Origin of the sequence: Streptomyces sp. H27-H1, from assembly GCF_026627445.1 — a bacterium.
Taxonomy (GTDB): domain Bacteria; phylum Actinomycetota; class Actinomycetes; order Streptomycetales; family Streptomycetaceae; genus Streptomyces.
The window spans coordinates 25816-50443 of sequence record NZ_JAPNLJ010000029.1 but is presented as its reverse complement, the minus strand read 5'-3'; the positions used below and the strand labels follow the sequence as shown (position 1 = coordinate 50443).

Below are 24628 nucleotides of genomic sequence, written 5' to 3'. Positions count from 1 at the left end.
TGACCATCGTCTCTACCGCGAAAGCCGCCACCGCTGTCACATTGGACGGCATGACCGCACACAGCGCAGCCCTGACCGCCCGTGCCCGCGACCTGGTAAGCACCGGCGGACCCGACGACGATTCCTCGTCCTGGCTGGAGCACGTTCTCGGGTGGACCCTGGTGGTGGTCGTGGCCATGTTCGTCACCCAGGTCGGCTGGTTCTTCTGACCCCCGCTCCGCCCCCGGATCCGGGCTCCGGCCCAGGCCCGGGCCCGGGCGCCGGATCGGGCTCCGCCTCCGGTTCCACCCGCCAGTGCCGGTCCGGAACGCCCACCAGCCCGTACAGCGTCCGGACGGGCGAGCGCGCCGGCAGCAGCACCACCCCGGCCAGCAGGGCGAACAGTCCGGCCCCCGCCCACCATCCCAGCAGCCGCACGAGGACGCTCGCGCCCAGTGCCCCGGCGAACGGCAGCGCGTAGACCCCCATCCCGGCGATCGCCACCGCGATCACCCTGGGCACCTTGAGGTCCGCCGCCGCGCCCGGCAGCCGCCAGCCCTCCACCAGCCAGCCGATCTCGGCGAGCAGCATCGTGCCGATGACGGCCGTCCCGAAGGTCAGCAGGGCCAGGAAGGTGCCCGAGGTCGCGAAGGCCAGGCAGCGGTTGATCACCGGGTCGCCGGCCGCGTCGGCCGCGCCGTCCGCGGACCAGCCGGCGAAGGCCCGCGGATCGGCGCTCAGCAGCCGCTCGTACCCCGTGCCGTCCCACCCGTGGATCAGGGTGAAGAACAGCAGGAAGTACCCGGCCACCGCCTGGAGGTACCCCCAGTACCCGGCCCCGACCAGGACGAACAGCCGCGCCGCCAGGAAGCCGAGCAGTGCGCCCACGACCACCGAGGCCACGTAGAAGAGGGCGAAGCCGGCCCATACCCCGTCGTGGTCGCGGGCCACGTGCATCGTCGACCAGGCCGGGTTCTGCCACAGCAGGTACACCCCGGTCGGGGCGGGCAGCAGGGCCGCGTAGAGCAGGGTGAGCGCCAGGTACGGATGGGCCGCGCGGCTCCTCGTACGGACCCCCTCGCCCCGGACCGACCGCTCCCACCACTGGAGCTGGCGCCCGGCGGCCACCGCGAAGGTGGCGCCGATGCCGTACGCCCACAGCGGCGCGGCCTGTACGGGGATCACGAGGCCTCCAGCCGCAGGCCGTCGGTCCTGATCACGTCGGAGGTGACGAGCGCCTGCTCGGCGCTCACCCGGGTCATGAAGACGAACGGCGGGATGACAGGGGGAGCGGGCAGTCCGTCCGGGCTGAAGGTCACGCACAGCAGTCCCTCGATGCAGCCGCTGAACTTCGTCAGGTACAAGGTCACGTCGCCGCTCAGGTCGAGGGTGCTCGCGGTGAGCCCGTACTCGTCGTCGCCGTCGCGGGTGCGCAGCCGGTAGTCGGTGAGCGTGGCCGCCCGCATCCGCAGGACCAGTACCTTCAGCGGCCCGTCCGCCGTGGGCACCTGGGTGACCCCCGCGAAGGCGAAGCCCTTCGGGGCGAAGAGCGAGGTGGTCACGGTCGGGGGAGTGCGCGCGGCCATCGGCGGCCCCTGCCCGGCCGCCCCAGCCTGCGGAGCGCCCGCCACTAGCGAGGCGAGCAGTACGACCGGCAGCGCGGCGGCCAGGGTGCGCGGTCCGCTGCCGTCCAGGCTCGGAATTCCCCCAGGCTTCGTCCGGGGGCGCCCCCGGGGACCCTCCTCGCCCGCCTCCGGATCGGGCAGCGGGGTCCAGCCGAAGGCCAGCGCGCTGCCCGCGATGCCGAGCAGCATGCCGAGGAGGAATCCGCCGAGGTTGGTCGCCACGAAGGACAGCACCGAGAGCAGCAGCGCGTGAACGGAGACGTAGGTCCGGGCCTGGGGCAGCAGCCACAGAAACAGGCCGGCGGCGATCAGCGCGAGGCCGATCCCGATCGCGGCGATCCCGCCGAGGCCCAGGCTGACCAGCACGGTGAGCGGGGAGAGCGGGACCAGCAGCAGCTCGGTACCGCCCAGGACCACCAGCAGTCCGCCCCAGAAGGGGCGGGTGCGGCGCCAGGCGCGCAGCCGCCCGCGGGGGCCGGGCAGCGGGAGCCGCCGCTCCAGCCACCCGCTGCCCGGCCAGGCGGCTCCGCGCAGGGCTAGAAGCACTTCTTGCCGTCCAGGCTGACGTTCAGCTTCAGCCCCTTGAGGTGGAAGTTGCCGCCGGTCGCCGACCAGGCGTGCGACTTCACGTCCAGCACCTCGATGTCCCCGGCCTGCAGGCCGAACTTGCCGGCCTCGCCCTTGATCCCGTCGACCTGGTCGAGGGTGGAGGCGTCGCGGCCGATCTGGGCCGTCCCGAAGACGGCGTCGCCGGCCAGGTCCTCGCCGTCGATGACGAGACTGCTGGCGGTGACGTTGCCGGCCGGTCCGCCGGCGGTCAGTTTGAAGACCACCTTGCCCACCGGGGTGTCCACCTCGGCGGCCTGGCAGATGTCCGTGAGGGTGGCCTCGCCGATGCCGAGCAGTGCGACGGGATGCCCCTTGCCGTCGACGGAGCGGTCCGTCTGTACGTAGGAGGCCAGGCCCTTGCTGCTCAGCTTGGATGAGGAGACCTGGAAACTGGTCCCCGAGACGGCGAAGGAGGCGGCGAGCGCGCCCTGCGCCATGACCATCGCCATCGCCCCGACCGCGACGATCGCGGGCATCGCGACGGCGGCCGTCTTCTTCCAGTGGACCCGGCCCTCGGCCGTATTTCTCGTCGTGCTCGTCCTGGCGTTGCCCATGATGTGTTCCTCCCGTACGTCGTCTGGTGCGCGGGGGAAGTGCAAAGGGGAGTGCACACGGGTCTGCCATACTTCGGGCATCCTGTGGCAGTTCGAGGCTAGGGCCGAATTTGAATAATAGTCAACAGCGGGGAACGACCGGGCGTTCGCAGGTTCGGCGGGCCGAACTGATAGCGATCGGCCGCAAGTTGTTCGCCGACACCTCGTACGACGCGCTCTCCATGGACGACATCGCCAAGCACGCGGGCGTCGCCAAGGGGCTCATCTACTACTACTTCAAGAGCAAACGCGGCTACTACCTCGCCATCGTCGAGGACTCGGTGGCCGAGCTCGTGGCCCGCGCCGCGGGTGAGAGCGAACTGCCCAACGCCCAGCGGGTGCGCACCACCATCGACGGCTACCTGTACTACGCCGAGCACCACCAGGCCGCCTACCGCACCATCGTCACCGGCGGCGTCGGATCCGACTCCGAGGTCCTCGCCATCCGCGACGCCGTCCGCGAGGAACTCCTCGCGGCCATCGCCGAAGGCGCGTACGGCCGCCGCGACATCCCGCCGATCGCCCGGCTGGCACTGGTCGGCTGGCTGTCGGGCGTGGAGGGCAGCACCCTCGACTGGATCGGCCCGGCGGAGCCCCCTGCGCAGACCCGTGCGGAGCCCCCCGTCGAGACCCTCGCGGACTCCTCCGCCGAGACCCCGGCGGAGCTGCTCGCGGAGAGCACCGCGGGGGCTGTCCCGCAGATCCCCGCGGCCCGCCGACCCGGGGTCGGCGGCCACCCCGACCGGGCCGAGGTCGGCGCCCTGCTGGTGCGCACGCTGCGCGCGACCCTGACGGTGATCGAGGAGTTCGTCCCCGAGTGCCCGGCCCCGCCCGTCCCCGAGGACGATCTCGCAGCAGTGACGGGAAGCCCCTGATCGGGCATACTCAACAACCGCCGCAGCCCCTTGAACAGGCCCTTCCGCGATCCGGGAGGGCACCATCGGCTGTGAGCCCCGAGACCCGGCGACGCGTAACACCCTCACGCGCCGCCCCGTGCTTGACGAATGAGGAGAGCGCCGCCATGACCGACCGCGCGCCGCAGGTGGACCGCCAGCTGCCCACCGAGGAGTCCCGCGACCTGCTCGCGCTCGTACGCGAGATCGCGCAGCGGGAGATCCGCCCCCGGGCCGCCGAGGACGAGGACGCGGGCCGCTTCCCCCGGGAGATCTTCCGGCTCCTTTCCGAGTCCGGGCTGCTCGGTCTCCCGTACGCCGGCGAATCCGGCGGCGGTGACCAGCCCTACGAGGTCTACCTCCAGGTACTGGAGGAGCTGGCCGCCGCCCGCCTGACCGTCGGGCTCGGGGTCAGCGTGCACTCGCTGGCCTGCCACGGCCTGGCCGGTTACGGAACCAAGGAGCAGCAGGCCGCCCACCTGCCCGCGATGCTCGGCGGCGGGCTGCTCGGCGCGTACTGCCTCTCCGAGCCGGGCGCCGGCTCGGACGCGGCCTCGCTGACCACCAGGGCGGTCAGGGACGGCGACGACTGGATCATCGACGGCACCAAGGCCTGGATCACCCACGGCGGGGTCGCCGACTTCTACACGGTGCTGGCCCGCACGGGCGTGGACGGCCCGAAGGGCATCACGGCCTTCCTGGTGCCGGGCGACGCGGAAGGCCTCACGGCCGCCATCCCCGAGAAGAAGATGGGCATGAAGGGCTCGCCCACCGCCCAGCTGCACTTCGACGGCGTACGGGTCCCCGACACCCGCCGCATCGGCAAGGAGGGGCAGGGCTTCACCATCGCCCTGGCCGCCCTGGACGCGGGCCGCCTCGGCATCGCCGCCTGCGCGATCGGGGTGGCGCAGGCCGCCCTCGACGAAGCCGTGCTCTACGCGCTGGACCGCAAGCAGTTCGGGCACCCCATCGCGGACTTCCAGGGCCTGCGGTTCATGCTGGCCGACATGGCGACGAAGATCGAGGCGGGCCGCGCGCTGTACCTGGCGGCGGCGCGGCTGCGGGACGCGGGCAAGCCGTTCTCCCGGCAGGCGGCGATGGCCAAGCTCTTCTGCACCGACGCGGCGATGGCCGTCACGACGGACGCGGTCCAGGTACTGGGCGGCTACGGCTACACGGCGGACTTCCCGGTCGAGCGGCTGATGCGCGAAGCGAAGGTGCTCCAGATCGTGGAGGGCACGAACCAGATCCAGCGCATGGTGATCGCCCGCCACCTGGCGGGCCCGGAATCCCGCTGACCGGCCTGCTCGCGCGGTGGCAGGCCTGCTCACACGGTGACCTGCTCGCGCCGTGACCGGCCTGCTCGCGTCGTGAGCGGTCAACCGCCGAAGAGGGGGCCGCTCGGCCAGATGGGGGAGGAGGCGATCCGGAACCACTCCGGATCGCGCTGCCCCGGCACCGTCCGGCCGTCCTCCTCCCACCGGGTGAGCAGCTCGCTGTAGATGGGCGGGTCCGGGGCCGGCGCCGGAGCCTGCCGAACCGATTCTTCGTACCCTGCGGCCGGCGCCCTTCGGCGGCGCCCCACCCTCGGCGTGGAAGTCTCCATCGTGGTCATACCGGGCCAACGCGCCACCGGACCCACGGGTAACCCCGCCCATCCGTTCGACGCCTCCCCACCCGGCCCCGCGACCCCGGAGCCACTCCACCCCGCAGGGCTCCGCTCCGTCCGGGCCCCCGGGCCGCACTCCGCCCCGCTGGGGTGCCCGTCCGCCTCGGACCCGCTCCGCCCGGTTCCCGCCACCCTGGCCCCGCCCTGCTGCCCCGCCCCACTCCGCCCCGGCGGTCCCGCCGCCGCCGCCACGACGGCGCCCCCGGCCGAGCCGAAGGCGTCCCCGACCGGGCGGCGGACACGCCCCGGCCTCGGGGGGAGGGAGCAGTGCCCGGACCGGCCTGCGGTCCGCCCCGGCCCCCGGCCCTTGGCCCCGCCGTCCCGCCCCCGCGAAGCCCCGCACGACGTGTCTCCCTGACAGTCCGTGCCACAACCCTGGCCCCCACGCCGTCATCTGACGTACCGTCAATTCCGCTCGAGGTGTCATCCCCACACCCCTACCCGGAGGTTCGCCATGCCCGCCGACCGGCCCGTACCGCTCGACGAATACCCCATCCACCAGGCCCCGTTGTCGATGAAGTACCTCGTCACCGGCGACCGCAACGCCTACGACCGCTGCATCTTCCACGTCTTCGACCATGCGGGCCGTGCCGTTCTGATCCTCGGCCTCGGGGTCTACCCCAACGCCGGAGTCATCGACGCCTACGCCACCCTCCGCATCGGCGACGAGCTCCTCGCGGTCCGGGCTTCCGACGCCCTCACCGACGACCGCATGAACCTTTCCGTCGGACCGCTCCGCATCACCGTCGACGAACCCCTGCAGCGGCTCACCCTCTCCTGCGCCGCCGACCCCGCCGATCCCGACGGGCTCTCGTACGACATCACCTGGACCGCCGAGTTCCCCGCCGTGTGGGAGCCGCACCACACCCAGCGCCGCGGCGACCGCCTCATCCTCGAAGGCCGCCGCTTCGTCCAGGCGGGCGGAGTCACCGGCACCATCCGGGCCAAGGGCGAGGTGTTCACCCTCGACGCCGCCGACTGGACCGGCACCCGCGACCGCAGCTGGGGCGTTCGCCCCATCCCCGGGGAGGACGGCGGCCGCGCCGCCGAGGAGCACCGGCCCGAGGGCTTCCACTGGCTCTGGATCCCCGTCCGCTTCGAGGACCGCTTCCTGATGGTCATCACCCAGGAGGACGCCGACGGCCACCGGGCCCTCAGCGAAGCCGTCCAGGTGTTCCCAGAGGGCAGCGGCCGGCGTGACATCCAGCTCGGCTGGCCGCACACCGACATCCGCTACCGGCCGGGCGGCCGCCACCCCGAGAGCGCCGTAGTCCATCTCACCGATCCGGTCGGCCGCAAACCCCTCGAACTCGGCGTGGAGATCCTGAACTCCTCCCCGCTCGCCGTCGGGGCCGGCTACCCGCCCGCCTCCGACTGGCAGCACGGCACCTGGCAGGGCCGCGGCTGGACCGACCGCCGCAGCTACGACCTCTCCGATCCCGCGGCCCACCCCATGGCCGCCTTCGGGGTCACCGACCACTCGGCCCGCTTCACCCTCGAAGGCCGCACCGGCTACGGCATCTTCGAGCACGGCAGCTTCGGCCGCCACGACCCCAGCGGCTTCGCCGACTACAGCTCGGTGGCCCCGTAACAATCCGCCGGCACCGCACCCGCCACAGCAGCAGCAGTCACGTCAGCGAAGGGGTATCCCATGGCAGGACCGGCACCGCGCCCCCGCACCTCCACCCGCGAACCCGAGGAGCTGGGCCGGCGCCTCGCCGCCTGGCTCGACACCGAGCTCCCCGGTGCGAAGGTCACCAACATCTCGGTCCCCGGTTCCAACGGCATGTCCAGCGAGACCCTGCTCTTCGACATAGAGCACCCCGACGCCCCGATCCGCGCCTGCGCACTGCGCCTCGCCGCCGACCCGGCCGCCTACACCGTGTTCCCCACCTACGACATGCCCCGCCAGCACAGGGTCATGAGCCTGGTCGCCACCCACACCGACCTGCCGGTCCCGCGCGTGCAGTGGCTGGAAGAGGATCCCGGCCCGCTCGGGGCCCCGTTCTTCGTGATGGCCCGCGCCGAAGGGCGCGTACCGCCCGACGTGATGCCCTACACCTACGAGGGCAACTGGCTGCACGCCGCGACCGACGCTCAGCGCGCCGCGCTCCAGGAGTCGAGTGTCGCGCTGCTCGCCCGGCTGCACGATCAGTTCCCGCCCGGGGAGGCGCAGTTCCTCCTCCCGGAGGGGGACGGCAGCCCGCTGCTCCGGCACGTGGAAGCCCAACGCGCCTACTACGACTGGGTGGTGGCGGGGAAGTCCCGATCACCACTGCTGGAAAGGGCGTTCGCCCGCCTCGAAGAGCTCTGGCCCGCCGAAGAGGGCGGCCCGGCCGTCCTGAACTGGGGCGACGCGCGCATCGGCAACGTCGTCTACGAGGCCGACGGCTTCGAGCCCGTGGCCGTCCTCGACTGGGAGATGGCGGCCTGCGCCCCGCGCGAGGTCGACCTCGGCTGGATCGTGTACCTGCACCGATTCTTCCAGGACCTGACCGTCGGCTTCGGCCAGCCGGGCCTGCCGGAGTTCCTGCGCCGCGAGGACATCGAGCGCCGGTACGCCGAACTCACCGGGCACACGCCGCAGGACATGGAGTTCCACACGCTCTACGCCGCCCTGCGGCACGGGATCGTGATGCTGCGCATCGCCTACCGCCAGGCGCACTTCGGCGAGGTCGAGATCCCGGCGGATCCCGACAGCCTGATCCTGCACCATGCCAGTCTCACCGCCATGGTGCAGGGAACGTACTGGTAGCCGCTCGGTACGTGGCTCAGGCGGCCTGCGCGTGCTGGCGCATCTGCGGCAGCGCCGCGGGCGCCGGCGTGCTCACGGGACGTGAGGCGGGGCCGCCGACGTGCGAGAACGGCTGCGTCCGCCAGTCCAGCCCCTGTGGCAGCGCCAGGTGCACGACGGGCTCCAGCTCCGGGGTCCCGCTCTCGTCGGCGCCGAAGCCGAGGGTGGGCAGCGCGTCGGAGGCCGGCCGGCCGGTGCCCGCGCAGACCGTGAGTCCGAAGGGGTTCCACGGGGTCAGGCAGAGGGCGTGCTGCGGCAGGTACTCCTCGTCGGCGACGAGGGCGATCGCCTGGCCGCAGTCGGGGCAGATCGCGTGGTGGATCTCGAATCCCTCGCCGTACGCGAGGTAGTCGTCATCGTCGGCGTAGTCGCCCTCGACGATTTCCAGGGGCTCCGGTTCGGTGCGACCGGCGCGCTTGGTGTTCAGCATGGATGTACTCCCCCTTGGGTGGGCCGGGCGGGCAGGTTCCTCGGCCACGGCCACCCCAAGCACTTCCCGTCACGCGGCACGAGTAACCACATCCGGCCGCCGTACGCCCGCATACCCGTGTGGCCTTGGTCACATGCCCGCCGCAGGTGCCACTTCAATACGTGGACACGACTGGGCCTGAACGGTTCGGGGCCGTAGGTTGTGCGGCTATGAGCGCAATGGAGGAGCTGGACCGCCAGATCGTGGATCTGCTCGTGCGGGACGGGCGGATGAGCTACACGGACCTGGGCAAGGCCACCGGACTGTCCACGTCGGCGGTCCATCAGCGAGTACGCCGCCTGGAGCAGCGTGGGGTCATCCGCGGGTACGCGGCCGTCGTCGACCCCGAGGCCGTCGGTCTTCCCCTCACGGCCTTCATCTCGGTCAAGCCCTTCGATCCGAGCTCGCCGGACGACATCGCGGACCGGCTCGCCGGGGTTCCCGAGATCGAGGCCTGCCACAGCGTCGCGGGCGACGAGAACTACATCCTCAAGGTCCGGGTCGCGACCCCGCTGGAACTGGAAGACCTCCTCGGCCGCCTGCGGGCCCTGGCCCACGTCTCCACCCGGACGACGGTGGTCCTCTCCACCCCCTACGAGGCCCGCCCGCCCCGGGTGTAGCCCCACCCGCGGCCCGCTCGGAGAAATGGCGGACCGGGCAGGCACGGGAGCAGCGCCGCAGGCCCCCGCACACGCAGGGGGGTGTGGTCCGGGGCGCGGAGCGGACCCGCGAGACTGGTCGGCATGACAGACCGCACCGCCGACTCCGCCACCGCTGCCGGAGGCCCCCGCACCGCCGCCTCCGACCCGACCGCCGGAGGCCTCCGCACCGTCCTCCTGCGCGGCGGGGAGGTCCACAGTCCCGCCGACCCCTTCGCCACCGCGATGGTCGTCGAGCGCGGCCACATCGCCTGGGTCGGCTCCGAGGGCGCGGCCGATGCCTTCGCGCAGGGCGTGGACGAGGTCGTCGACCTCGGCGGGGCGCTCGTCACCCCCGCCTTCACCGACGCCCACGTGCACACCACCTCCGCCGGTCTCGCCCTCACCGGCCTGGACCTGTCCACGGCCGCCTCCCTCGCCGAGGCCCTCCAGCGCGTACGCGCCTACGCGGACGGCCGCCCCGCCGACCGGGTGCTCCTCGGCCACGGCTGGGACGCCGCCCGCTGGCCCGAACGCCGCGCCCCCCGCAGGCAGGAGCTCGACGAGGCCACCGGCGGCCGCCCGCTCTACCTCAGCCGCATCGACGCGCACTCCGCCGTGGTGACCACCGCACTGCTCCAGCTGGTCCCTGAGGCCCGCGGAGCCGCCGACGAGCCGCTGACCCGCGACGCCCACCACGCCGTACGCCGGGCCGCGCTCGGCGCGCTCACCCCGGTCCAGCGCTCCGAGGCCCAGAAGGCCGCCCTCGACCGGGCCGCTTCCCTGGGGATCGGCTCCGTCCACGAGTGCGGCGGCCCCGAGATCTCCTCCCCGGAGGACTTCACGGCCCTCCTGGAGCTGGCGCAGACCCACCCCGGCCCCCGGGTCTTCGGCTACTGGGCCGACCGCGACCTCGCCCGGGTCGAGGAACTCGGCGCCGTCGGCGCCGCCGGCGACCTCTTCGTAGACGGAGCCCTCGGCTCGCACACCGCCTGCCTGCACGCCCCCTACGCCGACGCGGAGCACACCGGCACCGACTACCTCGACGCGCGGGCCGTCGCCGAACACGTCGCCGCCTGCACCGAGGCGGGCCTCCAGGCGGGCTTCCACGCCATCGGCGACGCCGCGATCACCGCCGTCGTCACCGGGATCCGGGCCGCCGCCGACAAGGTCGGCCTGGACCGGGTCCGAGCCGCCCGGCACCGCGTCGAGCACGCCGAGATGATGACCCCGGCCACCATCGCCGCCTTCGCGGAGCTTGGCCTCACGGCCTCCGTGCAGCCCGCCTTCGACGCGCTGTGGGGCGGAGAGGAGGGCATGTACGCCGACCGGCTCGGCGCCGGGCGCGCCCGCACCCTCAACCCGTACGCGGCCATGCTCAAGGCCGGCGTCCCGCTCGCCTTCGGCTCCGACGCCCCGGTCACCCCGCTCGACCCCTGGGGAACCGTCCGGGCGGCCGCCTTCCACCACACACCCGCCCACCGAATCTCCGTACGGGCCGCCTTCGCCGCCCACACCCGGGGCGGCTGGCGGGCCCTGGGTCGCGACGACGCGGGCATCCTGGTCCCCGGCGCACCGGCCGACTACGCGGTCTGGGAGACCTCCGAACTGGTGGTCCAGGCCCCCGACGACCGGGTCGCCCGCTGGTCCACGGACCCCCGCTCCGGTACCCCCGGCCTGCCGGACCTGACCCCCGGCGGCGAGCTGCCGGTCTGCCTGGCCACCGTGGTCGGCGGCCGGGAGGTATTCGTACGGCCACAGGGGTGATCCGGGGGGCCGTGGCTCGGTGAGGGCGGCCGGACCCGGATAGGTTCGGCCGGGTCCACCACCGGACGTCCGAACCGGCCGGAGCCGTTGGCTCAGCCGCGCCCGCGCCTCGGGGGCGAGGGAAGGTTTCGCCGGAAGGGTGTCCCCCTGCTCCGTAGGAGCTCGGGGCGGGTGGCCTCAGATCGGGGACCTGCGGTCCAGTAGACAACGGTCAGGCGGCCCGCGGCCAGCGGGAGCCGGTCCGGCCCGAAGGACCGCGGGCCCCGATCGCTGTTCTAAAATCATCCTCTGCGACACGACGTACTGGATGTGCGAGAACGCAAAAGGGGAATCAGTGAGCGACGGCGGACAGCGAAGCTACGGACCGCTCGGCACGGCCTTGGTGATCATTCCGACCTATAACGAGGCGGAGAACATCGGGCTGATCGTCGGCCGCGTCCGCGCGGCTGTGCCCGGGGCCCACGTCCTGGTCGCGGACGACAACAGCCCGGACGGCACCGGAAAGCTCGCCGACGAGCTGGCGGCCACGGACGACCAGGTCCACGTCCTGCACCGCAAGGGCAAGGAAGGGCTCGGGGCCGCCTACCTGGCCGGCTTCGGCTGGGGCCTGGAGAACGGCTACGGCGTCATCATCGAGATGGACGCCGACGGCTCCCACCAGCCCGAGGAGCTGCCCAGGCTGCTCACCGCCCTGGAGGGCGCCGACCTGGTACTGGGCTCCCGCTGGGTGCCGGGCGGCCGGGTCGTCAACTGGCCCAAGAGCCGCGAGTTCCTCTCCCGGGGCGGGTCCACGTACTCCCGGCTGATGCTGGACGTCCCGATCCGCGACGTGACCGGCGGTTACCGCGCCTTCCGCCGCGAGACCCTCGAAGGGCTGGGCCTGGCCGACGTGGCCTCCGCCGGCTACTGCTTCCAGGTCGACCTGGCCCGCAGGGCCGTGCGCAAGGGCTTCCGGGTGGTCGAGGTGCCCATCACCTTCGTCGAGCGCGAGTTCGGCGACAGCAAGATGAGCAAGGACATCGTGGTGGAGGCCCTCTGGCGGGTCACCCAGTGGGGTCTGAAGGAGCACGCCGGCAAGCTCTCGGACAAGGTGTCCAGCAAGCTGACGGGCAAGGTCCGGTCCCGCTAGCCTGCGCCGGGGGGCGGTCCCGCCACCCCTAGGGGATGTCCGGTACCTCCGGCTGAGGACGCTTTTATATCGGCCCAGGCACACTGGTGATATGACGACCGGAGTCCCGACCTCTACGGCCCCCCGGCGGCGTTCGCCCGCCCGTACGTACTTTCCCCTGGCCATCGCGGCCTGGCTGATCCTGGAGATCTGGCTGCTCGGCCTGGTCGCCGGAGCGCTCGGCGGCGGGGGCGTCGCCCTGCTGCTCGCGGGCGGCCTGGTGCTGGGTGCGGTGGTCACCAAGCGGGCCGGGCGGCGTGCCTTCAAGAACCTGACGGACACCTTCCAGCAGGCCCAGGCGGGCCGGCAGCCGGCCGCACAGCAGCCCGGCACGGGCAACGGCCTGACCATGCTGGCCGGTCTGCTCCTGATGATGCCGGGCCTGCTGTCCGACGCGGCGGGTCTGCTGCTCCTGCTCCCGCCCGTCCGCGCCTGGATCGGCCGCCGGGCCGCCCGCTCGCTGGAGCGGAAGATGGCCTCCGCGCCGGCCGGCACCTTCGGGGAGGCCTTCCAGCAGGCCCGTATCCGCTACCCGGACGGCAAGGTCGTCGCGGGCGAGGTCATCCACGGCGAGGTCATCCGCGAGGACGGGCCGCAGCGGCCCGACAGCGGCTACCGGCCGCCGCTGACCCCCTGACGGACCGGGCGGAACAGGGCAACAGAAAGCCGAGGGGCCCCGCCACACACTGTGTGTCGGGGCCCCTCGGCTTCGTACTGTCTTACTGGTACTGCGGTGCCGCTGTGTGGCGTCCGGCTGTCAGGCGGACTTGCGGCTGTCCCGCGGATGCACGGCAATGTTCATGGCGCCGGAACGAAGGACCGCCAGCCTCTCGGCCAGCACTTCCTCCAGCTCCTCGCGGGTGCGTCGCTCCATGAGCATGTCCCAGTGCGTTCGCGCAGGCTTGCCCTTCTTCTCTTCGGGCCCATCCCCGTCAACAAGGAGTGCCATGGCGCCACACGCCTTGCACTCCCACTCCGGCGGAATGTCTGCCTCAACCGAGAACGGCATCTCAAATCGATGTCCGTTCTGGCATGCGTACTCCACCGCCTGGCGCGGGGCCAGATCGATGCCGCGGTCCGTCTCGTAGCTGGTAACCACGAGCCGCGTACCGCGGAGAGCTCGCTCACTCATGAATCGTGCCTCCCGGGCTTGTCGCCCACAGGACAGGTGTCGCTGTCGTCGTCATCCGGTCAACGTCCGGTCGGCGGTATAGATTCCCGCTCCGGGTCATGCGTCGCCCGTCGTACCGCCCTTTGTTGTACCCACCAGTGCCCGGTTTGTCACATCTGGCAGCAGATGTCACCCAACGTCTTCACTTCATAAGCGCGCAGTAACGGTCCGCCTGGCAGGCCAAAGGCGTACACTACCGGCCCTTAGCTTGAACGTCGAAATTTGTTCCGAATTCGCGTGCCCGTGGCCCGTCTGCCTGTCGGACCCCTGGTCAGATCCGCTCGGGTACAGGATTCCCCGCCGCCTCCACCGCGCGCCGCACCGGCACTCTGGCGAGCAGCACGAAACCCAGTGCGAAGAAGACCACCAACGAGATGATCGCGTCCCGGTAGCTGCCCGTGACCTGGTACGTGAGCCCGAATACCAGCGGTCCCACCCAGCTCAGCCCCCGGTCGCTCATCTCGTACGCGGAGAAGTACTCGGCCTCCTTGCCCGCCGGCACCAGGTGCGAGAACAGCGAGCGGGACAGCGCCTGGCTGCCGCCCAGGACCAGCCCGATCATCGCGGCGAGTACGAAGAACCACGCCGGGGTCCGGGCCGGCAGGAAGTATCCGGCGGCCAGCGTGACGGCCCAGGCGGCCAGCGATCCGAGAATCGTCCGCTGGGCGCCGAACCGGACGGCCAGCCGGCCCATCCCCAGCGCACCCGCCACCGCCAGCACCTGCACCAGCAGCACGGCCACGATGAGGGTCGACTGCTCGAGCTCCAGCTCCTCCGAGCCGTAGACGGAGGCCTGGGAGATCACGGTCTGCACGCCGTCGTTGTAGATCAGGTACGCCAGCAGGAACGACAGGGTCAACGGATAGCGCCGCATGTCCTTCAGCGTGGCCACGAGCTGCTTCCAGCCGCTGACGGCCGGCCCCTTCCCGGGCTCCCGGACCACGGCCCGGTCCCGCAGCCGGCGCAGCGGGATGATCGCGAAGGCCCCCCACCACAGCCCCGCCGAGGCCAGGCAGATCCGTACGGCCTCGCTCTCGGAGAGCCCGAAGGAGTCGTGGCCCTGGTAGACCACCAGGTTCAGTACGAGCACCAGGGCGCCCGAGGTGTACCCGAAGGCCCAGCCCCGCGAGGAGACGGTGTCCCGTTCCTCCGCGGTGGAGATCTGCGGCAGATAGGCGTTGTAGAGCACCATCGAGACCGCCAGGGAGGCGTTGGCGACGATCAGGAGCAGCCCGCCGAGCAGATAGCGGTCACCGCCCAGGAGGAACATGCCGGCGGTCGCCGTCGCGCCCGTGTAGGCGGCCGCCGCCAGCAGCGGCTTCTTGCGGCCGCTGCGGTCGGCCAGGGCGCCCACCAGAGGCATGATCAGGACCGCCACGATCACCGAGGCCGACACGGTGTACGCGAAGTAGGAGCCCGCGCGCACCGGGATGCCCAGCGGATGGACGTACCCGTCGGAGTCGGCGGCGGCCTTGGCCACCGCCGTCAGGTACGGCCCGAGGAACACGGTGAGCACGCTCGTCGAGTAGACGGAGCAGGCGAAGTCGTAGAAGTACCAGCCGTGCTGCTCGCGCTTGCGCGCCGCCGCGGCGGCCGATCTGCCGTCCTCGGCCCCCGGTTCCGCGTCTTCGGTCGTCTGCGCACTCATTGGTTCCCCCTCGCTGGTCCCCGTACCGCCGCGACCGCCGCCACCTGGCGCGCAGCCGAACGGGCCGGTCAGGCCCAGGCTCCGCGCCGGTCCAGCACCGTGCGCAGGATGTCGATCCGGTCGGTCATGATGCCATCGACTCCCAGATCCAGGAGGGCCTCCATGCGTTCCGGTTCGTTCACGGTCCACACGTGCACCTGGAGCCCCCGCTCGTGGGCCGCGCGCACGAACCGCCGGTCCACCACGCGGACGCCCGCCTGGGTCTCCGGTACCTGCGCCGCCACCGCGCCCGCGCGCAGCGCGGCGGGGATCGCGTACGACCGCAGCCGCAGCCCGACCACCCCCAGCACCCCGTACGAGGTTGCCAGGCGCGGACCGGCGATCTTCTGGGCCCGGGCGACCCGGTTCTCGGAGAAGGAGCCGACGCACACCCGGTCCCAGAGCCCGGCCCGCGCGATCAGGTTGAGCAGCGGGTGCAGGGCGGACTCGTCCTTGACGTCCACGTTCCACCGGGCGTCCGGGAACTCCTCCACGAGGTCCTCGAACAGTGCGAGGGGCTCGGTCCCGCCGGCCCGGACCTCGCGGATCCGGCTCCACGGCAGCTCCCGGATGCGCCCCTGCCCGTCGGTGACCCGGTCCAGGGTGGAGTCGTGGAAGGCGACCAGCTTCCCGTCGGCGCTCGCGTGCACATCGGTCTCGAAGTACCGGTAGCCCGCGGCGGCCGCCCGCCGGAAGGCGGCGGCGGTGTTCTCCAGCCCGTCCGCGGCCCCGCCGCGGTGCGCGAAGGGGATCGGACCCGGGTGGTCGAGGTAGGCGTGGGACAGGCGTACGTGCGTCACCGCGGCAGTATGCCCGCTGTTCCCGCCGGACCGGGAGCGCCCCCGTGTCCGGCCGGTGAACGGCCTGCCCCGCCCACCCCGGGGTCTCCCTCGGCACTTATAGGGCCCCCTTGGCCCGGCATCGGGCCGCCCCGTGGCACTCTGGACCGGAAGAATCGATCCAATGCCGACCCCGAAGGGCCGGCAGGGGCCAATTTCGCGGAAGTGGACCGGAACACATGGCGCAGTGGACCTCGGCCGTCGGTGCCGCACAGCTCGGCCGGCTCATCACCTCCCAGCAGGGCCGGGCCGCCGTGGCCGGCGGCCGCAAGCTGCCGGCGTACCGCACGCTCGCCGACGGCATCCGCCTGCTCGTCCTCGAAGGTCGCATCCCCGTCGCCGCCCGGCTCCCCGCCGAGCGCGAGCTGGCCGTCGCGCTCGCCGTCAGCCGCACCACCGTCGCCGCCGCCTACGAGGCGCTGCGCGGCGAGGGGTTCCTCGAATCCCGCCGGGGCGCGGGCAGCTGGACCTCGGTGCCCGCCGGCAACCCCATGCCGGCCCGCGGCCTGGAGCCCCTGCCCCCCGAGTCCCTCGGCTCGATGATCGACCTCGGCTGCGCCGCCCTCCCGGCCCCCGAGCCCTGGCTCACCAAGGCCGTCCAGGGCGCCCTGGAGGAACTCCCGCCGTACGCCCACACCCACGGGGACTACCCGGCCGGACTGCCCGCGCTGCGCCGCACGCTCGCCGACCGCTACACCGAGCGCGGCATCCCGACCATGCCCGAACAGATCATGGTCACCACGGGCGCGATGGGCGCCATCGACGCCATCTGCAGCCTCTTCGCGGGACGCGGAGAACGGATCGCCGTCGAATCCCCGTCCTACGCCAACATCCTCCAGCTCATGCGCGCCGCCGGTGTCCGACTCGTGCCCGTCGCCATGGGAGAGGGCCTGACCGGCTGGGACATGGACGTCTGGCGCCAGGTGCTGCGCGACTCCGCCCCCCGCCTCGCCTACGTGGTCGCCGACTTCCACAATCCGACCGGGGCGCTGGCCTCCGACGAGCAGCGCCGCGCGATGGTGGAGGCGGCCCGCTCCGCCGGCACCGTCCTGGTCGCCGACGAGACCATGGTCGAGCTCCAGCTCGACCCGGTGCTGGAGATGCCGCGCCCCGTCTGTTCCTTCGACCCGGCCGGCTCCACCGTCATCACCGTCGGCTCCGCCAGCAAGGCCTTCTGGGCCGGAATGCGCATCGGATGGGTCCGGGCGGCCCCCGACGTCATCCGCAGCCTCGTGGCCGCCCGCGCGTACGCCGACCTGGGCACGCCCGTACTGGAGCAGCTCGCGGTCGACTGGCTGATGCGCACCGGAGGCTGGGCGCAGGCCGTGGAGATCCGCCGCGACCAGGCCCGTGAGAACCGGGACTCCCTCGTGGCGGCCGTCCGCCGGGAGCTGCCCGACTGGGAGTTCCGGGTACCGCTCGGCGGTCTGACCCTGTGGGCCCGCGCGGGCGGGCTCTCGGGCTCCCGGCTCGCCGAGGTGGGGGAGCGGGTGGGCGTACGGGTCCCCTCGGGGCCCCGGTTCGGTGTGGACGGGGCCTTCGAGGGGTACGTCCGGCTCCCGTTCACCGTCGGCGGCCCGGTGGCCGAGGAAGCGGCGGTCCGGCTGGCCGCCGCCGCCAGGCTGGTCGCCACCGGAGCGGGCGGCGGCGGAGCGGAGCCGCCGCGCACTTTCGTCGCGTAGGACAGGGCGGGTCGCGTACCGCGGAGGTCCCGGGAAGGCCTACGGGGCGTCCGCCGGCACCTCGGGGATCTCCGAGGCGTCGATCGCCGGTCCCTGGGCCTGGGCGGGCGGCTGGACGGGCTGCAGGATGCGCAGCGGCTTCGTCGGCGTGACGTGTTCCTGGACGGGCTTGGGCTGCGCCTGCCGCTCGGGCAGCAGGTCCAGTACCGCCTGCCGGTGCCCCGGGTGGGTGGCGTCGTCGTACGGGTCCGGCGTGGCGGGCACCTGGAGCCGGTGCACGGGGCCCGCGCCGAGCCGGGCGTACCCGCGCCCCGGGGGCAGTACGGCCGTCGGCGTGGTGTGCGGGGGCAGCCCCAGTACATCGGCGATCTGCTGGATCGTGGCGGCTCCGAGCACCGCGCGGGCCCTCGTGTGCTGCCAGACGGAGTCGTTCAGCAGCTCCAGATGGTCGAACTGCTCGGCCACCACCACGGTGACGTGCGCGGCACGCCCGTGCCGCAGCGGCACCTGGAGCTGGGCGATCGGGTCGGGGGCGCCCTCGGCGGCGGCCAGGTGGGCCAGCACGCTGGGCCGGTCGAGCAGGATCCACAGCGGACGGCGGGTGTCCTCGGGCGCGGGCCGGCCGGCTTCGCGGGCCCGGTGGGTGGCGATAAGACGCCGCTCGGTCTCGCGGGCGGCCCATTCCAGGGTGGCCAGCGCCCCGGTCGGCCCGCACTCCACGGCGAGGACGCCGGCGCGGCCGGACAGGCAGGAGTACTCGCCGGTGCCGCCGCCCTCCACGATCAGTACGTCGCCCCCGTGCCGCAGGGCCTGCAGGGCGATGGAGCGCAGCAGCGTGGACGTACCGCTGCCGGGCTGGCCCACGGCCAGCAGATGGGGCTCGGCGGAACGGGAGCCGGTGCGCCAGATGACCGGCGGCATGTCGCGGGGCTCGTCGCCGTCCAGGACGGGCAGGGTGCGCTGCACGCTGCCGGGGTCGGTGAAGCCGAGCACGGTCTCACCGGGTGAGGTGACGAAGGGCTGGGCGGCGATGCCTGTCGGCAGCGCCGCCAGCACACTCAGGTCGAGCTGGTTGCCCTCCTCGTCCCAGTCGAAGAGATACTCCCGTCCGCGCCCGGACTTGGCGTGCAGCAATGCCTCGATCCGGGCCCGCGAAGCGGCCTCGCCGTCGGTGAAGTAGGCCGGGTAGCGGATGTGGAGCCGGGTGACGCGGCCCGCCTCGTCGAACTCGTAGCCGCTGAAGGCCTTGTCCCACTCCCCGCCGTGGGCGAAGAGGGGGCTGGGGTCCTCCGGAATGGAGAAGTACGGCACGAGGGCTTCGTAGAGGGAGCCGAGCCGTTCGGCCTCGGCATCGCTGGGCCCGGTCTTCACCGGGGTGCGGTCGCGTCCCTGCCAGGCCGCCGCCGCCATGAGGGTGATCAGGGCGGTGAGGGGGCCGTAGGGGACGAGCGCGACCACGAGGACGCAGGCGGCACCCAGGAACAGCGCGGGACCACGCTTGTCCTTTGGGGTGTCGCACCACTTGCGGCGCCCGGCCGAGGCCAGGACGCGCAGGCCGCGTCCGATGGTGAGGAGCGGATGGAGGACGTCCGTGGCGCTGTCGGCGGCCGTGCGAGCGAAGTCGCGGCCCCGGTTCAGCGACACGGTGCCGCTGCTGAGGATTCGGGGAAGTGGGCGCCGGGCCACGGGCGTCTCCTGGAGTTGTGGAAGCTTCGGGTGGGTGCGGTCGCCGGGCGCTAGAGCTTGATCCCGCCGAGAAGGCTCGCGAGGCTCGCCGTACTCGCCGTGATGCTGGGGGCGATGGCGGAGCCGGCGAGAAAGAAGCCGAAGAGCGCGCACACGAACGCGTGCGTCAGCTTCATGCCGTCCTTCTTGAAGAACAGGAAGCAGATGATGCCGAGCAGGACGACACCTGAGATGGACAGGACCATGAGTCAGTTCTCCTGGTGGGTGGGGACAGTCACCATCAGTTCTTCCAGGCTCACAGGAAGTATCAATGCGATAAAAGGTGCATACGGGTGAATCCAGCAATTTTTCACTTGACCGGCCCATCCCGGCTGGCGCGCCTGGCGGGATGGGGGGACGGAGGTCGCAGGGTGATGCGCAAGGTGATCATTGCCTCGGCCCGCGCCTCTCATGTGCAGGTCCGGGCGCTACTCTGACGCTTCACCCGTACGGACGCAGTGCCGTGCGCAGCCCTGCCCGTGAAAGGCGGTACGACCGATGAGTGAGCACGTCGAGGACGGCTCCCGGCGCTCCCAGGAGCCCCAGAACGCCCAGGGCGCCCAGGGCTCCGCGGGCTCCCCGGACGTTCCCGACGAGGACGTCGTCGAGCTGGCCACCAAGATCTTCGACCTCGCGCGTCGGGGTGAGACCGAGACCCTGGCCGCCTACGTCGACGCGGGCGTCCCGGCGAACCTCACCAACGACCGCGGCGACACCCTCGTCATGCTCGCCGCCTACCACGGCCACGCCGACGCCGTCACGGCCCTGCTGGCCCGCGGAGCCGAGGCCGACCGTGCCAACGACCGCGGCCAGACCCCGCTCGCCGGGGCGGTCTTCAAGGGGGAGGAGGCCGTCATCCGCGCGCTGCTCGCCGGTGGCGCCGACCCGAGCGCCGGAACGCCCTCCGCCGTGGACACGGCTCGCATGTTCGCCAAGGCCGACCTGCTGGAACTTTTCGGAGCCAAGTAGTCCGCTTTTGGCGGTTCCTGAGCCGCTCCGTGGCCGGTCCAGACCTCACGGGTTGGTCACGGCAGCCTTAAATGTGGTCGCGGTGCACAAACCGCCTGGGTCATCATGGCGTCGGATTCGATTCGCGGACATGGCGGACGGGCAGGAGCGGGCAGGACACAACGGGTGTCCGACCCCCACACCTGCCGGGGGACCGCCGCCCTGGCCGAGAAGCACCGACGAGAGTGAGAAGGCAATGGTCTACATCGAGCGGAACCTGACGGCGGACGTCCTCGCATGCTGTTACGCGGCCCTGTGAATTCCGATTCCCGGTTGCGTCCCCAGCTTGATTTGAGGCCATTCCCATGTTCGAACCAGTCATAGCGCCGAGCGGCACCCTGCTCGGGCTCCTCCAGCGCGGCCGCGGCGACGGCACGCTGCACGCACTCGCGGCGCCCAGGGCAGAGGCCCTCACGGCGCTCAACCAGTGCGTGGCCGGCGATCCGCGCCAGGACTGGCAGGTCGAGAACCGCTCCCTGTACTACGCACGCCTGTACCTGGACCTCGACGGCCCCCTGGGTGAGATCGAAGCCCACCTCTTCGGCGTCGACGTCCTCGTCGACGAGGACGACCACCGCACGGGCCTCGCCCTGTCCGTCCTGGGCCACCTGGCCTCGTACGGCCGCGACGACGCGCTCATGCTGCTGCGCCGCTACGCCGCCACGGGCGCCAACTGGGCCTGGGCCCTCGACGAGCTCGCCCTGCGCGACGACGACGAGGGGCTGCGCTCCCTGGCCGCCCCCGTCCTCGCCCGCTTCCCCGCCACCGCCGAAGGCGATGCACTGCTGGCCGCCGCGGTCCGCGATGCCTACGAGCCCAGGCCCTGGTGCCTGTGGGAAGAGGCACCCGAAGCCCCCGAGACCGCGGCGCGGCTGAAGGCCGCCCGCCAACAGGGCTCCTTCGACCGCTGGCAGCGCCAGCTCACCTCGCGCGGCCCCCAGCCCGGCTGGGGCGTCCAGGCCGTCTTCGACTGGGCCGCCGACGGACTGCGCCGGGGCACCCCCCTGCACGTCCCGGCCGCCCGCTGCCTCGCCGCCGTAGCCACCCCCGAGGACCGCTCCGCGGTCCTGGCAGCCGCCGCCGGATCCTCCGGCGAGGCCGCCCGCGCCACCGCGCTGCACCACCTGGTCCTCGCCGAGCCGGAGAACCCGGCCGTACTGGACCTCATCGAAGCCGCCGGCGACGAGCCGGCCGTAGCCGCCTACGAGCGCATGTGCGGCCCCGCCGCCGTCGAGCGGGCCCGGCGCTGGGTCCACCGCCCCGACGCCCTCGGAACGGCCGCCGCGACCCTCCTGGCCGCCCGGGGCGGAGCCGAGGACGCCACCTTGGTCCTCGGAGCCCTGCGCAACACCGTCCGCGGCTCCGGCCCGGACTCCACGCCCCTGTTCGCCCTGGTCGACGGAGCCGGCCGGCTCCGGATCGGCTGCGCGGCGCCGGTACTGCGCCACGTCTACCGCGAGACGGCCTCCTCCCACCTGCGGGGCCGCGTCGCGCGGGCCCTGGCGGCGACCGACCCCTCGTTCGCGGCGGGCTTCGCCGTGGAGTGCCTCTGGGACTGCGAGGAGACCACCCGCGAGGTGGCCGCCCACCACGCGGAAACGGCCGACGCCCGCGTCGCCCCGCGGCTGCGCCGCCTGGCGGCCGATCCCGCGGAGGAAGAGGACGTGCAGTCGGCGGTCCGGAGCCGGATCGCCCCGGAGTCGGCGGTGTAGACGGTGTAGACGGCCCGGAGCCCACGGGCCGGGGGCGCCTGCCACCGGCCCCGCGGGGCCCGGGGCGGCCCTCCAGGGGGCCGGGCGCAGCCCGGAACCCCTCGGCCCGTCCGGCGTTGGAGGACCTGGGCCGGGCGATGCCCGGCCGGGCATCGCCCGGCCGGAGCCTGGAGACGCTGGAAGTGCGGGCAGGGGACAGCCCGAGGGCTACCGCTACCGCGAGGAGCCGCGACTCCCCCGTCCGCCGCCCGGACCGGGCTCAGCGCCCCGGCCTGGGCTCAGCGCCCGGCAATCACGAACCGCACGGGCAACCCCGGGCCCGCCTGCGCGGCCGCGTCCAGCGCGGGGCCCGCGGGGACCACGCCGATCACCGGGTAGCCGCCGGTCACCGGGTGGTCGGCCAGGAAGACCACCGGGTAGCCGTCCGGGGGGACCTGGACCGCGCCCAGCACCATGCCCTCGCTCGGCAGTTCGCCGCCCCGCGCCCGGACCAGCGGCGGACCCGCCTCCGTGCGGAGCCCGATCCTGTTCGAGGACGCCGAGACCCGGTACCGCGCACGCAGCAGCCGGCCCGTCACGGATTGGGCCGTGAACCAGTCCGCCCGGGGCCCCAGGCGCAGCGGGAGCACGAGTTCCGCGGGCGGGCCCGGCACCGCGAGGGCGTCGGCCCCGGCCACCGGGTCGGGTCCGGCCGGCCCCACAGGCAGCAGCACCCCGGCCGACAGCGCCGGCGGGCCGAGGCCCGACAGCAGATCGGTCGAGCGACTGCCGAGCACCGGCTCGACCGCGAACCCTCCCCGCACGGCCACGTAGGCGCGTACCCCCGACTCCGCCCGGCCGACCTCCAGCTCCGCCCCCGCGGGGAGCAGCAGCGGTGCTCCCCACGGCGCCGGACGCCCGCAGACCCGTACCGCACAGGGCGCACCGGTGACCACCACCGTCACCGGGCCGCCCACCGCCCGCAGTCCCACGCCGTCCAGGGTCGTCTCCAGGGCGGCGGCCCGCGGCGGGTTGCCCAGCAGCCGGTTCGCCAGCGCGTGCGCCCCCGAGTCGAGGGCTCCCGAGCGGGGGACGCCGAGGTGGGCGTAGCCGGGCCGGCCCAGGTCCTGGACGGTGGTCAGCGCGCCCGGGCGTACGACCTCCAGGGCCTTCACCGCGCCACCTGCGCGAACCGCACCCGTACCCCCGGCGCGAACAGCGCGGCCGGCTCGCGCGCCGGATCCCACAGCGCCGCGTCGGTGGACCCGATCAGCTGCCAGCCGCCGGGGGAGGAGCGCGGATAGACACCCGCGTACTCGCCCGCGAGGGCCAGCGAGCCCGCCGGTACCGCCGTACGCGGCGTCGCGCGTCGGGGCAGGTGCAGGCGGGCGGGCAGCCCCGTCAGGTAGCCGAAGCCCGGGGCGAACCCGCAGAAGGCCACCCGGAAGGTGATCGCGCCGACGATGCCCGCCACCTCCTCGGGGCGGACCCCCCACAGCGCGGCCACCTCCGCCAGGTCCGGGCCTTCGTAGCGCACCGGGACCGTCACCGGGGGCGGCCCGTCGGCCGGTGAGAGCGGGGCGACCCGCCAGCGGGCGATCCGGGCCCCGAGGGCGCGAGGGTCCCGTACCCCGTCCAGCAGGACGGTCCGGGCGGCGGGCACGATGTCCCGTACGCCGCCCAGCTCACCCGCGTCCCGCCGCCGCAGCAGTTCCGCGTGCAGCGCGGCCACCTCCTCGGCGGAGTCCACCTCCAGCAGCAGTGCCTCGGCGCCGGCTTCCAGCACCCTCACGCGAAGGCCTCCACCCGCACCCCGGCCGCGCCCAGTGCCCCGCGGACGCGCCGGGCCAGGTCCGCGGCGCCGGGGGTGTCCCCGTGCACGCACAGGGATCGGGCGGCGACCTGGATCCGGGAGCCGTCGGCGGCCGTCACCGCGTGCCCGGCGGCCAGGTCCACCGCGCGGGACACCACCGCGTCCGGGTCGTGGACCACGGCGTCCGGCTCACCGCGCGGGACGAGGGTGCCCGCGGGGGTGTAGGCGCGGTCGGCGAAGGCCTCCGGGACGGCCGGCAGCCCGGCCCGCCCGGCGGCGGCCAGCAGCAGGGAACCGGGCAGCCCGAGCACCGGGAGTCCGGCGGGACCGGCCGCGAGCCGGACGCCGGCCACGACGGCGGCGGCCTGCCCGGAGTCGTGCACGGTGCGGTTGTAGAGCGCGCCGTGCGGTTTCACGTACGACACCCGGGACCCGGCGGCCCTCGCGAAGACCTCCAGGGCCCCGATCTGGTAGGCCACCTCGTCGGCCAGCTCACCGGCCGGCACGTCCATGGCGCGGCGGCCGAAGCCCGCCAGGTCCCGGTACGAGACCTGCGCGCCGATCCGCACCCCGCGCGCGGCCGCCAGCTCGCAGACGCGGCGCATGATGGACGGGTCGCCGGCGTGGAAACCGCAGGCGACGTTGGCGCTCGTGACGACGGACAGCAGGGCCTCGTCGTCCGTCAGCGTCCACCGCCCGAAGCCTTCGCCGAGGTCGGCGTTGAGATCGATCACGGGGGTGCCCGCCGGGGTGTCCGGCGTGATCAAGGAAGCCATGCGGTGAGCGTAGAACAGCGCGCGGGCCCCGC

General features: G+C 73.3%; 23 protein-coding genes and 1 pseudogene. 12 read left to right on the top strand and 12 right to left on the bottom strand.

Annotated features, from left to right (window positions below):
• The first annotated feature begins 50 nt into the window (after positions 1-50).
• Positions 51-209 (top strand): SCO1431 family membrane protein, encoded by a 159-nt coding sequence (locus tag OTB20_RS27265; protein ID WP_267821416.1) that lies wholly within the window; start codon positions 51-53, stop codon positions 207-209.
• Here the strand turns inward: OTB20_RS27265 and OTB20_RS27260 are convergent.
• The 3 genes from OTB20_RS27260 to OTB20_RS27250 are packed head-to-tail and all read right to left on the bottom strand — an operon-like array spanning position 184 to position 2689.
• Positions 184-1164, bottom strand: a complete 981-nt coding sequence (locus OTB20_RS27260) for a hypothetical protein (protein WP_267821414.1) — start codon at positions 1162-1164, stop codon at positions 184-186. The genes OTB20_RS27265 and OTB20_RS27260 overlap by 26 nt on opposite strands.
• Positions 1161-2150 carry a DUF6114 domain-containing protein gene (locus tag OTB20_RS27255; RefSeq protein ID WP_267821411.1) on the bottom strand — a complete coding sequence of 330 codons (990 nt, stop codon included), beginning with the start codon at positions 2148-2150 and terminating at the stop codon, positions 1161-1163. The genes OTB20_RS27260 and OTB20_RS27255 overlap by 4 nt, the downstream gene beginning before the upstream one ends.
• A complete protein-coding gene (locus OTB20_RS27250) occupies positions 2141-2689 on the bottom strand; it encodes a DUF6230 family protein (RefSeq protein ID WP_420716496.1) in 549 nt (182 codons plus the stop codon). Before OTB20_RS27250 ends, OTB20_RS27255 begins: the two co-directional genes overlap by 10 nt.
• Before the next feature lie 188 nt (positions 2690-2877).
• On the opposite strand from OTB20_RS27250, the pseudogene OTB20_RS27245 reads away from it, so the two are divergent.
• From OTB20_RS27245 to OTB20_RS27230, 4 genes and pseudogenes are all read left to right on the top strand, one after another.
• Positions 2878-3423, top strand: a pseudogene (locus OTB20_RS27245) (TetR/AcrR family transcriptional regulator); the annotation flags it as partial.
• A 404-nt stretch (positions 3424-3827) separates the two neighbouring features.
• The gene (locus OTB20_RS27240; protein WP_267821410.1) at positions 3828-4997 is read left to right on the top strand and encodes an acyl-CoA dehydrogenase family protein; all 1170 of its coding nucleotides are present in this window, start codon (positions 3828-3830) and stop codon (positions 4995-4997) included.
• An 825-nt stretch (positions 4998-5822) separates the two neighbouring features.
• Entirely contained in the window at positions 5823-6959 is a 1137-nt protein-coding gene (locus tag OTB20_RS27235) for a hypothetical protein (protein ID WP_267821408.1), read from the top strand.
• 60 nt (positions 6960-7019) lie between these two features.
• Positions 7020-8123: a phosphotransferase family protein gene (locus tag OTB20_RS27230; RefSeq protein WP_267821407.1), complete on the top strand. Its 1104-nt coding sequence runs from the start codon at positions 7020-7022 to the stop codon at positions 8121-8123.
• Between the two features lie 16 nt (positions 8124-8139).
• Here OTB20_RS27230 and OTB20_RS27225 read toward each other — a convergent pair whose 3' ends face one another.
• Positions 8140-8592: a hypothetical protein gene (locus OTB20_RS27225; protein ID WP_267821406.1), complete on the bottom strand. Its 453-nt coding sequence runs from the start codon at positions 8590-8592 to the stop codon at positions 8140-8142.
• 218 nt (positions 8593-8810) lie between these two features.
• Here OTB20_RS27225 and OTB20_RS27220 point away from each other — a divergent pair, with 218 nt between their 5' ends.
• The 4 genes from OTB20_RS27220 to fxsA all read left to right on the top strand — a co-directional run bounded on the left by OTB20_RS27220 (position 8811) and on the right by fxsA (position 12841).
• Positions 8811-9251 carry an Lrp/AsnC family transcriptional regulator gene (locus tag OTB20_RS27220; RefSeq protein WP_267756984.1) on the top strand — a complete coding sequence of 147 codons (441 nt, stop codon included), beginning with the start codon at positions 8811-8813 and terminating at the stop codon, positions 9249-9251.
• Positions 9252-9374: 123 nt separating this feature from the next.
• Positions 9375-11036: an amidohydrolase gene (locus OTB20_RS27215; protein ID WP_267821404.1), complete on the top strand. Its 1662-nt coding sequence runs from the start codon at positions 9375-9377 to the stop codon at positions 11034-11036.
• 307 nt (positions 11037-11343) lie between these two features.
• Entirely contained in the window at positions 11344-12165 is an 822-nt protein-coding gene (locus tag OTB20_RS27210; protein WP_267821402.1) for a polyprenol monophosphomannose synthase, read from the top strand.
• A gap of 91 nt (positions 12166-12256) precedes the next feature.
• A complete protein-coding gene (fxsA, locus tag OTB20_RS27205) occupies positions 12257-12841 on the top strand; it encodes an FxsA family membrane protein (RefSeq protein WP_267821400.1) in 585 nt (194 codons plus the stop codon).
• A 120-nt stretch (positions 12842-12961) separates the two neighbouring features.
• Here fxsA and OTB20_RS27200 read toward each other — a convergent pair whose 3' ends face one another.
• The 3 genes from OTB20_RS27200 to OTB20_RS27190 form a co-directional block, all read right to left on the bottom strand.
• The gene (locus OTB20_RS27200; RefSeq protein WP_031146696.1) at positions 12962-13336 is read right to left on the bottom strand and encodes an RNA polymerase-binding protein RbpA; all 375 of its coding nucleotides are present in this window, start codon (positions 13334-13336) and stop codon (positions 12962-12964) included.
• Positions 13337-13646: 310 nt separating this feature from the next.
• A complete protein-coding gene (locus tag OTB20_RS27195; protein WP_267821398.1) occupies positions 13647-15023 on the bottom strand; it encodes an MFS transporter in 1377 nt (458 codons plus the stop codon).
• A gap of 68 nt (positions 15024-15091) precedes the next feature.
• Complete coding sequence (locus OTB20_RS27190; protein WP_267821396.1) at positions 15092-15862, bottom strand: glycerophosphodiester phosphodiesterase family protein; 771 nt, start codon at positions 15860-15862, stop codon at positions 15092-15094.
• A gap of 218 nt (positions 15863-16080) precedes the next feature.
• Here OTB20_RS27190 and OTB20_RS27185 point away from each other — a divergent pair, with 218 nt between their 5' ends.
• The gene (locus OTB20_RS27185; protein WP_267821394.1) at positions 16081-17583 is read left to right on the top strand and encodes a PLP-dependent aminotransferase family protein; all 1503 of its coding nucleotides are present in this window, start codon (positions 16081-16083) and stop codon (positions 17581-17583) included.
• A gap of 39 nt (positions 17584-17622) precedes the next feature.
• Here the strand turns inward: OTB20_RS27185 and OTB20_RS27180 are convergent, their stop codons facing one another.
• Positions 17623-19269: a hypothetical protein gene (locus tag OTB20_RS27180; protein WP_267821392.1), complete on the bottom strand. Its 1647-nt coding sequence runs from the start codon at positions 19267-19269 to the stop codon at positions 17623-17625.
• Positions 19270-19319: 50 nt separating this feature from the next.
• Positions 19320-19514, bottom strand: coding sequence for a hypothetical protein (locus OTB20_RS27175; RefSeq protein WP_007262923.1), 195 nt, complete (start codon positions 19512-19514; stop codon positions 19320-19322).
• A 292-nt stretch (positions 19515-19806) separates the two neighbouring features.
• On the opposite strand from OTB20_RS27175, the gene OTB20_RS27170 reads away from it, so the two are divergent.
• Both OTB20_RS27170 and OTB20_RS27165 read left to right on the top strand, forming a co-directional pair.
• On the top strand, positions 19807-20277 hold the full coding sequence (locus tag OTB20_RS27170) for an ankyrin repeat domain-containing protein (RefSeq protein WP_267821390.1): 471 nt from the start codon (positions 19807-19809) through the stop codon (positions 20275-20277).
• A 344-nt stretch (positions 20278-20621) separates the two neighbouring features.
• Entirely contained in the window at positions 20622-22028 is a 1407-nt protein-coding gene (locus OTB20_RS27165; protein WP_267821388.1) for a HEAT repeat domain-containing protein, read from the top strand.
• 278 nt (positions 22029-22306) lie between these two features.
• On the opposite strand, the gene OTB20_RS27160 is transcribed toward OTB20_RS27165, so the two are convergent.
• The 3 genes from OTB20_RS27160 to OTB20_RS27150 are packed head-to-tail and all read right to left on the bottom strand — an operon-like array spanning position 22307 to position 24596.
• Positions 22307-23182 (bottom strand): biotin-dependent carboxyltransferase family protein, encoded by an 876-nt coding sequence (locus OTB20_RS27160; RefSeq protein ID WP_267821386.1) that lies wholly within the window; start codon positions 23180-23182, stop codon positions 22307-22309.
• Positions 23179-23799 carry a 5-oxoprolinase subunit B family protein gene (locus OTB20_RS27155; protein ID WP_267821384.1) on the bottom strand — a complete coding sequence of 207 codons (621 nt, stop codon included), beginning with the start codon at positions 23797-23799 and terminating at the stop codon, positions 23179-23181. The genes OTB20_RS27160 and OTB20_RS27155 overlap by 4 nt, the downstream gene beginning before the upstream one ends.
• Positions 23796-24596 carry a LamB/YcsF family protein gene (locus OTB20_RS27150; RefSeq protein WP_267821382.1) on the bottom strand — a complete coding sequence of 267 codons (801 nt, stop codon included), beginning with the start codon at positions 24594-24596 and terminating at the stop codon, positions 23796-23798. Before OTB20_RS27150 ends, OTB20_RS27155 begins: the two co-directional genes overlap by 4 nt.
• Positions 24597-24628 lie beyond the last annotated feature (32 nt).

Bases quoted from the DNA above. Each gene is read 5' to 3' on its own strand.
- OTB20_RS27225 (WP_267821406.1), bottom strand. From the start codon at position 8,592: ATGCTGAACACCAAGCGCGCCGGTCGCACCGAACCGGAGCCCCTGGAA.
- OTB20_RS27170 (WP_267821390.1), top strand. From the start codon at position 19,807: ATGAGTGAGCACGTCGAGGACGGCTCCCGGCGCTCCCAGGAGCCCCAG.
- OTB20_RS27265 (WP_267821416.1), top strand. From the start codon at position 51: ATGACCGCACACAGCGCAGCCCTGACCGCCCGTGCCCGCGACCTGGTA.
- OTB20_RS27165 (WP_267821388.1), top strand. From the start codon at position 20,622: ATGTTCGAACCAGTCATAGCGCCGAGCGGCACCCTGCTCGGGCTCCTC.
- OTB20_RS27215 (WP_267821404.1), top strand. From the start codon at position 9,375: ATGACAGACCGCACCGCCGACTCCGCCACCGCTGCCGGAGGCCCCCGC.
- OTB20_RS27210 (WP_267821402.1), top strand. From the start codon at position 11,344: ATGTGCGAGAACGCAAAAGGGGAATCAGTGAGCGACGGCGGACAGCGA.
- OTB20_RS27150 (WP_267821382.1), bottom strand. From the start codon at position 24,596: ATGGCTTCCTTGATCACGCCGGACACCCCGGCGGGCACCCCCGTGATC.
- OTB20_RS27220 (WP_267756984.1), top strand. From the start codon at position 8,811: ATGGAGGAGCTGGACCGCCAGATCGTGGATCTGCTCGTGCGGGACGGG.
- OTB20_RS27185 (WP_267821394.1), top strand. From the start codon at position 16,081: ATGGCGCAGTGGACCTCGGCCGTCGGTGCCGCACAGCTCGGCCGGCTC.
- fxsA (WP_267821400.1), top strand. From the start codon at position 12,257: ATGACGACCGGAGTCCCGACCTCTACGGCCCCCCGGCGGCGTTCGCCC.
- OTB20_RS27240 (WP_267821410.1), top strand. From the start codon at position 3,828: ATGACCGACCGCGCGCCGCAGGTGGACCGCCAGCTGCCCACCGAGGAG.
- OTB20_RS27230 (WP_267821407.1), top strand. From the start codon at position 7,020: ATGGCAGGACCGGCACCGCGCCCCCGCACCTCCACCCGCGAACCCGAG.
- OTB20_RS27250 (WP_420716496.1), bottom strand. From the start codon at position 2,689: ATGCCCGCGATCGTCGCGGTCGGGGCGATGGCGATGGTCATGGCGCAG.
- OTB20_RS27200 (WP_031146696.1), bottom strand. From the start codon at position 13,336: ATGAGTGAGCGAGCTCTCCGCGGTACGCGGCTCGTGGTTACCAGCTAC.
- OTB20_RS27195 (WP_267821398.1), bottom strand. From the start codon at position 15,023: ATGAGTGCGCAGACGACCGAAGACGCGGAACCGGGGGCCGAGGACGGC.
- OTB20_RS27175 (WP_007262923.1), bottom strand. From the start codon at position 19,514: ATGGTCCTGTCCATCTCAGGTGTCGTCCTGCTCGGCATCATCTGCTTC.
- OTB20_RS27235 (WP_267821408.1), top strand. From the start codon at position 5,823: ATGCCCGCCGACCGGCCCGTACCGCTCGACGAATACCCCATCCACCAG.